The organism is Chryseobacterium sp. CFS2 (assembly GCF_036543225.1).
Taxonomy (GTDB): domain Bacteria; phylum Bacteroidota; class Bacteroidia; order Flavobacteriales; family Weeksellaceae; genus Chryseobacterium; species Chryseobacterium culicis_A.
This window is the reverse complement of the sequence record NZ_JAZHQU010000002.1, coordinates 705,075-719,123: the sequence shown is the minus strand read 5'-3', so window position 1 is coordinate 719,123 and position 14,049 is coordinate 705,075. Positions and strand designations below refer to the sequence as shown.

Here is a 14,049-nt window from a genome sequence, read left to right as displayed (position 1 = left end):
TTATCTTAAAGTCAACAAAATATAAATATCTCAATTTGAGAGAATAGAAATAAGCTAAATATCAGCTGTTTATACACGTATATTTTTCCAACATTCACAGAATTTTAAAAATTACTTAACATAATATATAAATCATCTCCTGCAAAGAGTGAGTAATTTCGTATTCAAAATGTATCGAAATGAAAAAGGCTGTTTTCCTTGGCATCTGTTTATCTTCTTTCAATTTATTTTGGGCACAATCACAGCATCTCGATGAGTTAAAAATCAATGAAATTCAGGTTATTGGCTCTCATAATTCTTATAAAAAAGCCATTCTTCCCGAAGTGTATCATTATTTATCTCAAAAAGATACGCTGAACGTTTTACCAAGGATTCAGTATGAGCATATCCCTATTCCCCAGCAACTGGATCTGGGACTTAGAAATCTGGAAATTGATGTATATGCAGACAGCCAGGGAGGAAAATATGCCCATCCGAAAATTCTGAATCTGGTAAAAACCTATGAACCATTTGATCCGGAAGGCAAAATGAAAAAACCAGGTTACAAAATGATTCATGTGACAGATATTGATTATCAGACGTGGTATTATACCTTAGAAGACTGTTTAAAGGATTTGAAAAAATGGTCTGATCAACATCCTGATCACGATCCTGTTTTTATAACGCTTGAGCCCAAAGATGGAAAAGCAAATCAATTTGGGACCGAACCGGAACATTACACCTCGAAGCTCTTTGACGATCTGGATCATGAACTGAAAAAGTATCTGGGAAAAGACAAGATAATTACACCGGATGATATCCGAGGCTCTTATACAACATTGAACGAAGCTGTTCTAAACAAACACTGGCCAAAAGTAAAAGAGGTAAAAGGGAAATTTCTTTTCGTACTGGATAATAATGTAGAAAACAGAGACTTATATGCTAAAGATCATCCTTCATTGAAAGGAAGAATGATTTTTACGAATTCTGTTCCGGGAACTCCTGAGGCTGCAGTTTTGTTTATGAATGAACCCAAGAAGGATGATGCCATGATAAAAGATCTGGTAAAAAAAGGGTATATCATCCGCACCCGAGCTGATGCTGATACCATGGAAGCCCGAAATGAAGACTATTCAAGGTTTGAGAAAGCCAAAGAAAGTGGTGCCCAAATCATTACAACAGACTATTATTATCCCAGCAAGCTATTCAAATCCAATTATAAGGTAAGTTTTGGAAACAATACCTATGAAAGAAAGAATCCTGTAATAGGAAAATAGTCCTGTTTTTGCTATTAGATTTATAATTGAGGAGGCTGTCTTATGGGCAGTCTTTCTTTTTGTTTAAACACAAATAACACTAATGCTTTTCACTAATAAGCACAACTATTTTATTGAACATAAGTTGAGTGTTGATGAAGCATAATAATTTACAGCTTTATTATTTCTTTTCTTTTCAAATCTATTTCGAAATGGTCTGTGGGATCTCCATGGGAAAGTAATGAAAGAATTTTGAAAACAGATTTTAATTGCTGAATCAATGAATCCCCTTTCGGGTCATGCATTTTGTATAGTTTTTCCAATATCTCATACTGCTTCAGCCTTTCCTCAGGAATATCATTTTTTGCCAGTTCATCCGCCGATTGAAATTTATACACGTCCAATAACAGATCATCAAAAGACCATTTTTTAAAGTCTTCAGACCTGATTGCTTTCTCTTTCAGCTGATCTTTATTTTGAATCAGCAACAAAAGATCTTCACCATTAAGGTTCTTGGTTTTCTCAATAAAATCTTTTGGCCAGTCATCAGGAATCATTCTTAAACGAACCTGTTCTTTTAAATGAAAAAGCATAAAATCGTGATATGATTTTGTTTTTAAAATGTCTTTATTCCAAAGTATTTGGGTGGTATCATGTTGTAAAGCATTATATTCTTTCTCATATAAAGGAAATAACTCATCGAAATTCGGAACCTCATTTAGAACCTGGGTTTGAACGTCCATCTTATCAGGCGATTGTATGGTCAGAATTTTATACGCAGGCAGATAAGCCGCCAATGAGGGCACCTGAACATTCACTAAAATATGGTCTCCTGTTTTCCTTATTCCCGTATCATTAATATGCATATGCCCCGCAAAATGAATCTGCAGTCCTGCTTCAGCAAATACCCTAGCAACTTCTTCCTGAGGAACACGCTCCAGCTGCCACTTTTTTTCACCCAACAGGTTTTTAATTTCGTTGGTTGCCCCATCATTGAAATCAATCATAGGATAATGTGTAAATGCGATGAGGGTTTTATTATTTTTCTTTGCTTCGGCGGCCAGTTTTTTAACCCATTGAATTAAATGTTGTTTGTTGGTCAGAACATTATTATAGCCAATACTTGCTCCTTTATAGTTAGCAGGATTTTCAAAACTTTCATTGATATTTTTCGGGATATAAGTATTACCATCAATAGCAATCAACCACACATCTTTAACAGGTTCAACAACATAACTCAAATCCGGAACAGAAAAACCTTTAGTCACTTCATACATTCTTTTGTAATACTCTGCAGACTGTAATCCTTTTTTGCAAGAGTAATTTTTAAATGAATTATCATCAAAAGGAGTACTCCAAAACAGATCTTCTTTTTTTGGGGAGAAGCCAAAATCTTTTAACTCATTCAAAATTTCGAGATATCCGGATTCTGCAATATCATTTGTAATCACCTTATCTGCTGAGATCCCAATATTTTCTTTGCTGTAAATTCCTAGCGGCTTTCCCTTCTCTCCAAGAAAATCACTTTTCCCTCCATCATTCCGAAATGGTCCCACCGGATCATGATTTCCTGTAGTTAAATAAAAATTAATCCCATACGTTTCATGATATTTTTGTAATATTCTATGAAGACCACGAAGGTTATAAACCTGTCCGTCATCTGAGAAATCACCGGGCATTGCTACAATCTTAATTCCTTTTGCAGCAATATCATCCAGCGCTTTGAGAAAGGCAAAATAATTTTCATTAAAAATTCTTGTAGAATGCAGTTGAGAATCCATGGTTCTCAAAATGGTGGATTTTCCTGTTTTAGGATTTATAATTCCTTTAAAATCATGATCCGAAAAACTTGCATACAGATCCTGGAAATGCACATCGGAAAGAAATGCAATCTGTACAGGTTTCTGGGCTGAGAAAAGAGCAGATATAAAAAGTAAAACGGAAAATAGTATTTTATTCATCTTAAAATAAGACGAAATTACAGGAATAGATAAGGATTTGTTTTAATTGTATTTTAAATAATTGTGAAAGAAATCTAATCTGCCTGTATCATATCGGGCTTTTTTCCGGAATATTTTCTAATGATATATTCAGTAGCCCGTTTTAATTCTCTTTTATTTTCCGGATCAATCCCATCCATTGTAAAAAATTCAACTTTTCCATTGACCTTTGAATACCATGCTTTTCCCAGGGCATTATCTACTGTAAGGGTATCTTTCCTTGTAATACGTTTAAAATATTTAATCTGAATATTATCTTTAGGAACAACATTCAATACAGGATTGTCTTCATTACAGTCTGTCAGTTTATATTCATTCTGATCCCAGTACATACAATTCTTTTCAATCGCAGGCAGAGTCAAAAAATTAAATGGTTCATTAACATTTCTGTTTCCGGAGGAGCAATAATAATTACCAATCAAAAATCCTCCGAGCAAAAATATCCCCACGAGACCAAAACTATTTTGTCTCACAAACTCCGGCATTTTAAAATGCTGTTCGTTGATGATATTAATGTTGATCTTAGACAGCCTTTCCGATATAATCTCCTCATCCTGATCCACACTGATTTTTACCGTGGTCAGATTTTTTTTTTCATCATTCCTGATAAAAGTTCTTGAAAAATCGGTGAAATCTTTATAGCCGATGTACTGGCACATTTTATTGAGTCTCTCAGGCTCAATATTCCTGCTGCTATTGCCTTCTACAAAGTCTTCATAATATCGTATGAATGTTTTCTCTGAAATATCATAGCATTTCAGGTTATCAATAAAACAAAGATGCAGGTAAGAGGCCAATCCACTTTTTGTGGTTTTCTCTGACTCTCTTCTTGCCTGCTCAAATACTTCATTAATCAGCAGTTTTTTCTTGGACATAAGCAGTGTTTTCGGGCATTACAAAGTAGATGAATTTCAATCACACCACATTACGGATTTCCGTAATAACTCCACGCTCACTTACTGTCTATTGATGTCTGTGTTTTGTCTAACAAACCTATTCTGTTTTGCCGCAAATTTGCTTTAGAAATCAAGAAAAACATTACAAAAAACTGATTTCAAAAAAACCAGAGAAAACAGAGATCAAACTCCGGATTGGGAAGCAGATGTTTCGTCTCCGTTTTTAAAGGTTCACTTCCCTAAAAAATTAAGAAGCGCTTCGAAATTTTAACAGTGTACAGCTTACGATAAATACTTCGTGAGAGGAAGAAATACAGTTTCAACTTCGAAAATTTTAAAGGAAATGATCCAAATTATAATGATGCTATTAGGATTAGCATTTTCAGATAATAATGCCAATACTTCAGCAACTGATAACCATAATTATCCATCCACAACGGTGAGCTATTCTACCGCACCAGAAGATACAAGTGGTGAAACAGGACAGATTTTGCCACCAAAAAAATAATTAAACAAAAGGACGATGAAAATTGTCCTTTTTTTAATACCTTTAGTTGCTATCAATTACAATCATGGATACCGGTTTTAAATTTCTAGGAATTTTTCTTTTATTCATTAGCTGCAATTTTTCTGAAAACAGGAATCCTCCGGTAAAAGCCCCTTCAACTGAAGCGGACAAAATGTATAATGATGCTGCTGCTCTGTATAATAATGATAATGAAAAGGCATTTACCCTTCTTTCAAAAGCCGAAAGCATCTATAAACTGAAGAATGATTCAGCAAATATTGCATCTTGCTTAATCACCAAGGCTATTATCCTGAATGATATTGGAGATTATCTCAGCAGTAATGAAAGAGCCATTGATGCATTGTCTTTTTTACAACTACCCAGAGATTCTGCTTACCTTACCTCAATTTATAATAACCTTGCGATATCTGAAAAAAATCTCAAGCATTATACTGAAGCTCTCAACTGGTATCATAAAGCTCTACAGGTAAGTTCAGATCATTCTCAGAAAGTCACTATTAAAAACAATATTGCAGACACCTACGGAAAACTGAAAAATTATTCGCAGGGAATCCGTATCTACCAATCTCTGCTTAAAGATAAAAACTTACAGCGCCATGAGATTGATTATGCCAGAATTTTAGATAATTATAATTATATCAGCTGGCTTGAAAACAACAGTTATAAAGCAGAACATGGTTTACTGGCAGCTTGTTCTTTAAGACAAAAGATCAACGATAAATCGGGTCTCATATCCAGTCATTCTCATCTGTCTGAGTATTATTCACATACGGATAAAACGAAAGCTTTGTATCATAATAATGAAAAATATCGTTTAGCAAAAGCCATTAAAAATCCCAATGACAGATTAGAGGCAATCGAATTTCTGGTAAAAAATGAAACCGGAAATCATTTACAAAACTATTTTGCAGAATATCAGCACCTGAATGACAGCATTCAATTATCAAGGGATAAAGCAAAAAACAGATTTGCTTTGATAGAGTTTGATGTAGAAAAAAAGAATGCAGAAAACCAAAAGCTCAAGATCATTACAGTTCAAAAGCAGAACAGAATTCTGAAACAGAATGTTGTTTTAGGAATACTGTCTTTAAGCCTGATTGGCGGATGGATACTATACAAACGGAGAAAAAAAATACTGCAGCAGGAAAATGAATTAAGAATAAAGGAGAATCAGCTTCATCTTTCCAAAAAAGTACACGATGTGGTAGCCAACGGTATTTATCAGGTCATGACCAAGATTGAAAACCAGGAGGACTTTGATAAAGAAAAGGTACTTGATGAGCTGGAGTTCGTCTATGAAAAGTCCAGAGATATTTCCTATGAGAAGACAGCTCTTGAAAATAAACCGGAGTTCAGTCAGAGAGTATCTACCCTTATCGCTTCGTTTAACAATGAAAATGTAAAAACTTATCTTGCCGGAAACGACGAAAATATATGGAATTCACTGAAAGAATTTACCCGGGAAGAAATTTATCAGGTGATGCGGGAACTTTTGGTCAATATGAAAAAACACAGTCAGGCCACTCTCGTTGCTTTTAAATTTGAAAGAAAAAATAACACGATACAAATTCAGTATACAGACAATGGAATTGGTATTCCGGGAGGAATTATCTATAAAAATGGTTTAACAAATACGGATTCCCGTATTGAAGCTATCCATGGAGAAATTATTTTTGACACGGAAACCGAAAAGGGATTGAAAATTTATATTTCATTTCCTGCTTCTTAAAAAAGAAAAAGAATGTTCAAAAAAATTTTAATAGCGGAAGATCACGAAAGCAGCAGTATTTCTGTACAGAAAACATTGGAAGACCTTAGTATTTCACACACAGATTATGTTTATTATTGTGATGATGCATTAGCTAAAATTCAAAAATCCATTCGTGAAAATGACCTTTACGATTTGTTAATTACAGATCTTTCTTTTGAAGAAGACCACAATATACAAAATCTTAAAGATGGAAAAGAACTCATTAAGACCATTAAAAAACTTCATCCTTCTTTGAAAATCATTGTCTTTTCTGCGGAACATAGATCCGGAGTAATAGACAGTCTTTTTAATGAATATGGAATTAATGGTTTTGTTCGTAAGGCCCGTAATGATTCAAAAGAACTGAAAAAAGCAATTGCTTCCACCTATGTAGACGAAAACTATCTTTCCCTTGATCTTAAACAGGAGGTAAAGAAACTCAACAATTATGAATTCTCTACCTATGATATCACCTTAGTCTCTCTTTTGTCTCAGGGTGTTTTACAGAAAAACATACCTGTTTATCTTCAAAACAATGATATTAAACCCAATAGCTTAAGCAGTGTAGAAAAAAAACTGAACAGCATGAAGGAAGATCTTCAGATAACAAGCAATGAACAGCTTGTTGCTTTTTGTAAAGATTTGGGAATTATTTAATCCTTTACTATAATCTCCCTTATATGTAAACCTTTCAAAATGAAAGGTTTTTTTGTTTTACGGCTTTCCGTAAGGATTGAGTTTTAAAGGATGGTACTTTTGGAATGCTAATCAATAAATATTTTTTATGAGTTCACAAAATGACAAATGGGAATTTTATCAAGATCCCGAAAGTAAATGGAGATGGAGAAGAACAGCTTCTAATGGAAGAATTGTTGGAGCTTCAACCCAAGGCTATGTGAATAAATCCGATTGTATTGCTAATGCAAGACTGAATGGATATACAGGATAGCATTTTCGAAAGTCTCAAAATTGAGACTTTCGTTTAAACCTTACAATAATTAAAAGTATTAAATAATGGAAACTCACTCCCAAAATGAAACGATATTCTACCATGACAGTTCTATAAAAGTTACACAGTCAAGGTTTATAACAAATTCAAAAACATATACTATGAAGGAATATCTCTTCGGTTTATATTTTTGAGATTATTAAAAGTAAAAACAAAGCCCTTCTACTGATTGTTATAGGTTTTATTCTCCTTTTCTCAAAAGAGTTTTTATGGATGGGAATAATAATTTTAATTCTAGCTTTCTGGTGGTTTTTCACTATTAAAAATCAATATGCAGTCCGAATAAGCACAAATGCTGGAGAAGTTAATAGTATCGTATCAAAAGACAGAGATTATATTCAAAAAATTGTAAACGCATTAAATGAGGCAATTATTCATCGAGGATAAACAAAAATTAAATAAATACCTTAAAAAAAACTATTTCTTATAGGACTTTTAGTCTTGGTAACACTATGTCCTTTTTTATAAAAATTAAGGAATTATTTAATCCATTACGGTTTTCCGTAAGGCTAATTTTCATAATAGGTTTACTTTTGGAGTAAAGAAATGATGAAAAAAAACTAATAACACCCAATATAATTTTATACAGTTCGAAAAAAGGTATCTCAAATGAGATACCTTTTATTTTCTTATCATTTCCGTATGGGGAATATCATCTTCCAGATATTTTTTCCCTGTATCCACAAATCCGAATCCACTATAAAATCTTAACAGATAATCCTGTGCAGATATTTTGATTTCAGAAGTATGAAAACGATTTTCTATGGTTTCTACAGCATATTGTATTAACTGTTTTCCCAGGCTTTTTCCTCTCGCCTGCTCTGTAGTCAGCACCCTGCCGAAGGAAGTTTCATCATACTTTATTCCTTTGTCAAAGACACGGCAGTATGCCAGTACCTGTCCGTCTTCTTCTGCCCAGATGTGAACGGCTTTCTGATCATAATTATCCAAATCAGGATAAGGACAGTTCTGCTCAATAACGAAAACATCAATACGTGCCTTCAGTACCGAATACAATTCCGGAACAGTGAACTCATCAAACGTTTTGATTTTCCAGACCATATTACTCATCGAAACTTATATTATTATTCGTTAGAAATTCATTGGTCTTTTGTATAAAATTAAGAATGTTGTCTCCTCCTTCTTTCTTTTCTGCTGAGGTAATATACAGTTCAGGAAGATCTTCCCAGCTCTTATGAAGTTCAGTTTTATAATCTTCAACATTTTTAACGGCAACATTCGGCTTTAGCTTATCAGCCTTTGTAAATACAATGGAAAACGGGATTCCACTTTCCCCACACCATTGGATAAATTCCAGGTCTATTTTCTGTGGAGTGTGTCTTATATCTACCAATACAAAAAGATTGACAAGGTTTCTTCTGTTCAGAATATAGTTCGTGATCAGTTTTTCAAAATCCTTTCGCTGAACTTTTGAAACCTTTGCATACCCATATCCTGGTAAATCCGTAAGATACCAGTTCTCATTCACCAAAAAATGATTGATCAGCTGAGTTTTTCCCGGAGTTCCCGAAGTTTTAGCCAAATCTTTATGGTTCATCATCGCATTGATGAGTGATGATTTTCCCACGTTTGACCTTCCGATAAAAGCATATTCAGGAATATTGGGTTCAGGGCATTCCTGCCATTTTCCACTACTCTTTACAAAAGCTGCTGTTTTAATAATCATTTTTGAATGTATTTTAGAAAAATAAACCATTAAGAAAAGCTCTTAATGGTTATTTATATGTTTTAAACTTTATCTTTTACCCAGTTGTATAGGATTTCATTGAACTCTTCTGGTTTTTCCATCATCGCGGCATGCCCGCATTTATCAATCCAGAATAAATCAGAATTAGGAATAAACTTGTGCATATCTTCTGCCACTTCCGGAGGTGTTACATTATCCTGTTTACCCCATATCAGGCAGGTAGGTGTCACAATCTTCGGAAGATCGTTCAGCATATTGTGTTTGATGGCACTTCTTGCCAGCATTACGGTCTTGATTCCTTTCATTCTGTCATTCACTACTGCAAAAACTTCATCTACAAGATCTTCTGTTGCCACCGTAGGATCATAGAAAACTTCTTCCGTCTTCTTTCTGATGTAAGAACGGTCGTTCTTTCTCGGAAAACTGTCCCCGAAAGTTCTTTCATATAGTCCGGAGCTTCCTGTAAGAACCAGATTTTTTACCAGATCAGGTCTTGCCAAAGTCAGAATAAGCCCTACATGTCCTCCCATTGAGTTTCCTACAATAGTAACAGGACCGGAAATATGGCTCTCTATAAACTTGATAATATATTTTGCGATAGTGGTAAGATTCGTATTGAGTACCGGCAGATCATAGATCGGCAACTGAGGAACATATACTTTGAAGCCTCTATCCGAAAAAAAATCTACCATTTTATCGAAATTACTCAAACCACCCATTAACCCGTGCAACAGCACTAATGGATGTCCTTCTCCCGCTTCTACATAGGAATATTTCTTTTCTTTTTTTGTACTAAATATCATAAAACGCCTTAATAAAGCCCTGCAAAAATACAAATTAAACCTCAAAAAAATTTTGATTATCCTAATTTAAGATAAAAATAATATAATATTCTCCTTTTTAACTTTTTTTTTCAAAACGGCTTTATTATGGCATAAATAGCACTTTCAACAAGTCCCTTCATATCAGTATTTTACATTATTGAAATTCAATCTTTAATAAAACTTATTAACATTGAGTCAAAAAGTGGGAAAAAGTGGGAAATTTTGGAAATTATTATATAAATTTGTCCCAAATGAAAAATTTCATTGGGACATATGAGTGTAAAATTGACGACAAAGGCCGCTTAAAAGTTCCTTCATCTTTAATCAAACAGATGGAAGACTTCGATGATAAGGCGTTTGTAGTCAAAAGATCTGTGTTCCAACCTTGTCTGGAAGTTTATCCTATGAATGCATGGGACAAACTGATGGGCAAAATTAATAAACTGAACAGATTCATAAAAAAGAATGCTGATTTCATACGAATGTTTACGGCAGGAGTAAAAACAGTAGAATTGGACAATGCAGGAAGACTACAGATCTCTAAAGACCTGACGGTTTTCGCAAATCTCCAGAAAGAGATTGTGATCACCAGTGCAGGAGAACTCTTCGAGATTTGGGACAAAGAAGCCTATGAAAAGGTAATTGCTACTAATGAAGCTGATTTTGCAAGCCTTGCCGAAGATGTGATGGGCTCTTTCGATGAAGAATAACTGTAGGTTATTAATTGATTATATAGTAAATAAAAAACACAATTAAGCATGTATCATAACCCCGTTTTGTTGAAGCAGAGTGTTGATGATTTGGTAACGAATCCTGACGGAATATATGTGGACTGCACCTTTGGAGGCGGAGGCCATTCAAGAGAAATCTTGAGCAGACTTTCCGATAAAGGGAGATTGTTCAGTTTTGATCAGGACCTGGATGCACTTAAAAATACAATTGATGATCCACGTTTTACATTGGTTAATCAGAATTTCAGATTTCTGGAAAACTCATTGCTGATGTATGGAATTTCGCAGGTGGATGGTGTTTTGGCAGACTTAGGTGTGTCATCTCATCAGTTTGACGAAGCAGACAGAGGATTCTCCACAAGAAGCAATGCTCCTTTGGATATGAGGATGAATGTAATGCAGAATCTGGACGCTAAGAGAGTGATCAATGAATATGGAGAGGAAGAACTTGCAGACCTTTTCTATCATTACGGAGAATTAAGAGAAGCGAGAAAGCTGGCAAGAGAAATTGTTCACCACAGAAAAACAAAAAGTATAGAAACTACGGAAGATCTGAAAAAAATGTTCAGCTATATCCCGCCTCACAAGGTTAATAAGTTCTATGCTCAACTTTTTCAGGCGATAAGAATTGAGGTCAACCAGGAACTTGAGGTATTAAAAGAAATGCTGGTTCAGGCATTCAATGTCTTAAAACCAGAAGGAAGATTGGTCGTTATTTCTTACCACTCTCTGGAAGACCGTTTGGTAAAGAGATTCCTGAAAAACGGAATGTTCGAAGGAGAACCGGCAAGAGATATCTACGGAAATTATAAAAAGGCATTCGAATTGATAAAGAGTAAAGCAATCATTCCTGATGACAAGGAAATTGAAGAAAACTCAAGAGCAAGAAGTGCCAAGATGAGAACAGGAATTAAAGTATAAAATGTGAATGAGTGAATCGTCAATAGTGAATCATTTAACAAAATAAAATTGACCATTGACATGAAGTAAATTCACTGCGAAGCAAATTGACATAATAAATTGGCAAAAAGAACAACAAATCGCCCCCAGAAAAGACTCACTTTTATAGACATTATAAAAGGAAACTTTCTGAATCGTGATGAGATCAAAATACATTACAGGTATTTTCTCCTATTGTTTGTTCTAATGATGGCCATGATTTATACCAACCATCTCGTCAATAAAAAAATAAAAATTGTAAACGCCTTAAAGGAAGAAACAGAGGAATACAAATCGAGAAATGCTTACGCCCAGAGTAAGCTGATCAAAGTGAAAATGGAATCAGAGCTGGGGAAAGAGGTTGCCCGGGATTCATTAATGACCCTGGAAAACCACCCTCACAAATTGCTAATAAAACTGGATAGTACAGATGCAAAAGCAAAATGAATACGACAATAAACGTAAGAAAACGTTACGATGGGGCTACCTCTTTGCAGTGGTAGCTTTGTGCGTGTTTGTAATGTTCTTGGCAAGGATTGTTATCCTTCAGAATACCAATGTCCAGGAAATTAAAGATGATTACATTAATAAAAACTATCGTGAAGCCACTTTAAAGGCTGCCCGAGGTAATCTTTTTGCATCTGACGGTTCTATTCTCGCAACCACAGTAATGCGGTATGACATCTATCTTGATTTCAAAACCATGAAAGATACGGTGTACTCCAACAACATTGGTGCACTGACAGATTCTCTAAGCAAGATGTTTGGAAAATCCAGAGGAGAATTCAGACAGAAGTTTGACGAGCAGAAGAAAAAGAAAAACCAGTACTACACTTTGGTAAAAGGACTGGATTTCGATCAATACGACAGAATCAGAAAATTCCCAATCTTCAAAAAAGGGAAAAATAAAGGAGGATTTATTGTTGACCGAAACTATAAAAGAGAATTGGCCACCTCAGAAATCGGGGCAGGAACCATCGGTATGGATAACGGTGAGCTTAAATCCGGACTGGAAGGTGCTTTCTCAAAATATTTAACCGGAACTGATGGTAAAAGATTAGAACAGAGAATCAATTCTTCCCAATGGAAACCTATTGACTTCTGGAAAGTGCAGGAACCCGTAGACGGAGAAGATGTATATACCACCTTAGACCTTAGAATTCAAGACATTGCACACTCTGCTCTCGAGAAGCAACTGATTAATTTCGAAGCCAAACATGGTACCGTAATTGTCATGGAAGTTGAAACCGGAAAAGTACGTGCTCTTGTTAATTTAAGAAGAACAGAAGAAGGAGAATACGAAGACTCTTACAACTATGCTCTGAAAGATAATATCGAGCCTGGATCTACTTTTAAAACCATTTCCCTTCTGGCGGCAATGGACGATGGATTCATCGATGAAAATACGACAGTAAACGTCGGAAACGGAGTTTGGGTCTATGCAAAACAGAGAATCTCTGATGGCCATGGAGGTGGAACTTACGATATCAGTGATGTATTGGCAAAATCCAGTAACGTAGGAACATCAAAACTGATCACAAAGTATTATGCAGAAAAACCACAGATCTTCCTTGACCACCTGAAACGTTGGAAATTATTCGACAAGATGGATATAGAACTTCCGGGAATCACAAAACCGAAAATTGTAACTCCACAAAATAAAAGATGGAATGCCGCTACACTGGCTTCTATTTCTTACGGATATTCTTCTAACATCAACCTGCTGCAGCTGACCACCTTCTACAACGGAGTGGCTAACGGAGGAAAAATGCTTAAGCCTTTATTCATTGATAAAATCATGAAAGACGGAAAGGTAATGTACAATGCCAAGCCTGAAATCATGGTAAACAAAATGGCATCTGAAAAAGCAATTAAAATGATGACCAGTGCTTTAACCAAAGCCGTGGAAAAAGGAACCGGACGAAGCATTTTTACCCCTAACCTGAAAATGGCAGGAAAAACAGGTACCGCAAGATTTGAATACTGGCTGCCTGGCCCGATGAAGTACCGTGCCTCATTTGCAGGATTCTATCCAGCAGACGCTCCAAAATATACATGCTATGTAATGATTAGTGAGCCCAACACCGCAAAAGGTTTTTATGGAGGTTCCGTTTCAGCACCGGTGTTTAAGGAAATTGCAGGAAAAACATTCCTGAAAACACCTCAAAATATTGAAAAAGAAATGCTTGTAGACAAAAAGGTAAACCTAAACAAAATGGTTGAACCTAATGTCAAAGTAGCAGTAAATGATAAGCAAATGCCCAATGTAGTAGGATTAATTGGTAAAAACGTTATCCCACAATTGGAAAATTTAGGCTACCGTGTCGATTATAAAGGAGTAGGAAGAATTAAAGAACAATTCCCTCTGGAAGGCACAACGATCAGTAAGAACCAGAGAATTTATTTGTCTCTGCAAAATTAAATAAGG

At 35.2% G+C, this 14,049-nt stretch carries 15 protein-coding genes; 10 read left to right on the top strand and 5 right to left on the bottom strand.

Translation table 11 applies throughout. The annotated features are described in order from the left end of the window. The first annotated feature begins 179 nt into the window (after positions 1-179). On the top strand, positions 180-1,256 hold the full coding sequence (locus ODR02_RS06740; protein WP_309511916.1) for a phosphatidylinositol-specific phospholipase C1-like protein: 1,077 nt from the start codon (positions 180-182) through the stop codon (positions 1,254-1,256). A 149-nt stretch (positions 1,257-1,405) separates the two neighbouring features. On the opposite strand, the gene ODR02_RS06735 is transcribed toward ODR02_RS06740, so the two are convergent. Next, positions 1,406-3,196, bottom strand: coding sequence for a metallophosphoesterase family protein (locus ODR02_RS06735; RefSeq protein ID WP_309511915.1), 1,791 nt, complete (start codon positions 3,194-3,196; stop codon positions 1,406-1,408). Between the two features lie 74 nt (positions 3,197-3,270). After that, the gene (locus tag ODR02_RS06730; RefSeq protein ID WP_309511914.1) at positions 3,271-4,110 is read right to left on the bottom strand and encodes a hypothetical protein; all 840 of its coding nucleotides are present in this window, start codon (positions 4,108-4,110) and stop codon (positions 3,271-3,273) included. Positions 4,111-4,474: 364 nt separating this feature from the next. On the opposite strand from ODR02_RS06730, the gene ODR02_RS06725 reads away from it, so the two are divergent. The 5 genes from ODR02_RS06725 to ODR02_RS23570 all read left to right on the top strand — a co-directional run bounded on the left by ODR02_RS06725 (position 4,475) and on the right by ODR02_RS23570 (position 7,806). Then, the gene (locus ODR02_RS06725) at positions 4,475-4,639 is read left to right on the top strand and encodes a hypothetical protein (protein WP_309511913.1); all 165 of its coding nucleotides are present in this window, start codon (positions 4,475-4,477) and stop codon (positions 4,637-4,639) included. Positions 4,640-4,703: 64 nt separating this feature from the next. Beyond that, positions 4,704-6,389 carry a tetratricopeptide repeat-containing sensor histidine kinase gene (locus ODR02_RS06720; protein WP_309511912.1) on the top strand — a complete coding sequence of 562 codons (1,686 nt, stop codon included), beginning with the start codon at positions 4,704-4,706 and terminating at the stop codon, positions 6,387-6,389. Between the two features lie 12 nt (positions 6,390-6,401). Further along, a complete protein-coding gene (locus ODR02_RS06715) occupies positions 6,402-7,067 on the top strand; it encodes a response regulator (RefSeq protein WP_309511911.1) in 666 nt (221 codons plus the stop codon). Positions 7,068-7,194: 127 nt separating this feature from the next. Beyond that, entirely contained in the window at positions 7,195-7,359 is a 165-nt protein-coding gene (locus ODR02_RS06710; RefSeq protein ID WP_309511910.1) for a YegP family protein, read from the top strand. A gap of 171 nt (positions 7,360-7,530) precedes the next feature. Continuing rightward, positions 7,531-7,806 (top strand): DUF6232 family protein, encoded by a 276-nt coding sequence (locus tag ODR02_RS23570; protein WP_408915155.1) that lies wholly within the window; start codon positions 7,531-7,533, stop codon positions 7,804-7,806. A gap of 234 nt (positions 7,807-8,040) precedes the next feature. Here ODR02_RS23570 and ODR02_RS06705 read toward each other — a convergent pair whose 3' ends face one another. The 3 genes from ODR02_RS06705 to ODR02_RS06695 form a co-directional block, all read right to left on the bottom strand. Then, the gene (locus ODR02_RS06705; RefSeq protein ID WP_105682839.1) at positions 8,041-8,490 is read right to left on the bottom strand and encodes a GNAT family N-acetyltransferase; all 450 of its coding nucleotides are present in this window, start codon (positions 8,488-8,490) and stop codon (positions 8,041-8,043) included. Further along, positions 8,483-9,106, bottom strand: coding sequence for a ribosome biogenesis GTP-binding protein YihA/YsxC (yihA, locus tag ODR02_RS06700; protein ID WP_105683392.1), 624 nt, complete (start codon positions 9,104-9,106; stop codon positions 8,483-8,485). Before yihA ends, ODR02_RS06705 begins: the two co-directional genes overlap by 8 nt. A 62-nt stretch (positions 9,107-9,168) precedes the next feature. After that, positions 9,169-9,930, bottom strand: a complete 762-nt coding sequence (locus ODR02_RS06695) for an alpha/beta fold hydrolase (protein WP_209786598.1) — start codon at positions 9,928-9,930, stop codon at positions 9,169-9,171. A 272-nt stretch (positions 9,931-10,202) separates the two neighbouring features. Here ODR02_RS06695 and mraZ point away from each other — a divergent pair, with 272 nt between their 5' ends. The 4 genes from mraZ (at position 10,203) to ODR02_RS06675 (ending at position 14,043) form a co-directional block, all read left to right on the top strand. Next, a complete protein-coding gene (gene mraZ, locus ODR02_RS06690; RefSeq protein ID WP_209786597.1) occupies positions 10,203-10,661 on the top strand; it encodes a division/cell wall cluster transcriptional repressor MraZ in 459 nt (152 codons plus the stop codon). 48 nt (positions 10,662-10,709) lie between these two features. Next, positions 10,710-11,603 (top strand): 16S rRNA (cytosine(1402)-N(4))-methyltransferase RsmH, encoded by an 894-nt coding sequence (rsmH, locus tag ODR02_RS06685; protein ID WP_309511909.1) that lies wholly within the window; start codon positions 10,710-10,712, stop codon positions 11,601-11,603. Positions 11,604-11,702: 99 nt separating this feature from the next. Continuing rightward, positions 11,703-12,068 carry an FtsL-like putative cell division protein gene (locus tag ODR02_RS06680; protein ID WP_034693891.1) on the top strand — a complete coding sequence of 122 codons (366 nt, stop codon included), beginning with the start codon at positions 11,703-11,705 and terminating at the stop codon, positions 12,066-12,068. After that, complete coding sequence (locus ODR02_RS06675) at positions 12,052-14,043, top strand: penicillin-binding transpeptidase domain-containing protein (RefSeq protein WP_209786595.1); 1,992 nt, start codon at positions 12,052-12,054, stop codon at positions 14,041-14,043. The genes ODR02_RS06680 and ODR02_RS06675 overlap by 17 nt, the downstream gene beginning before the upstream one ends. Positions 14,044-14,049 lie beyond the last annotated feature (6 nt).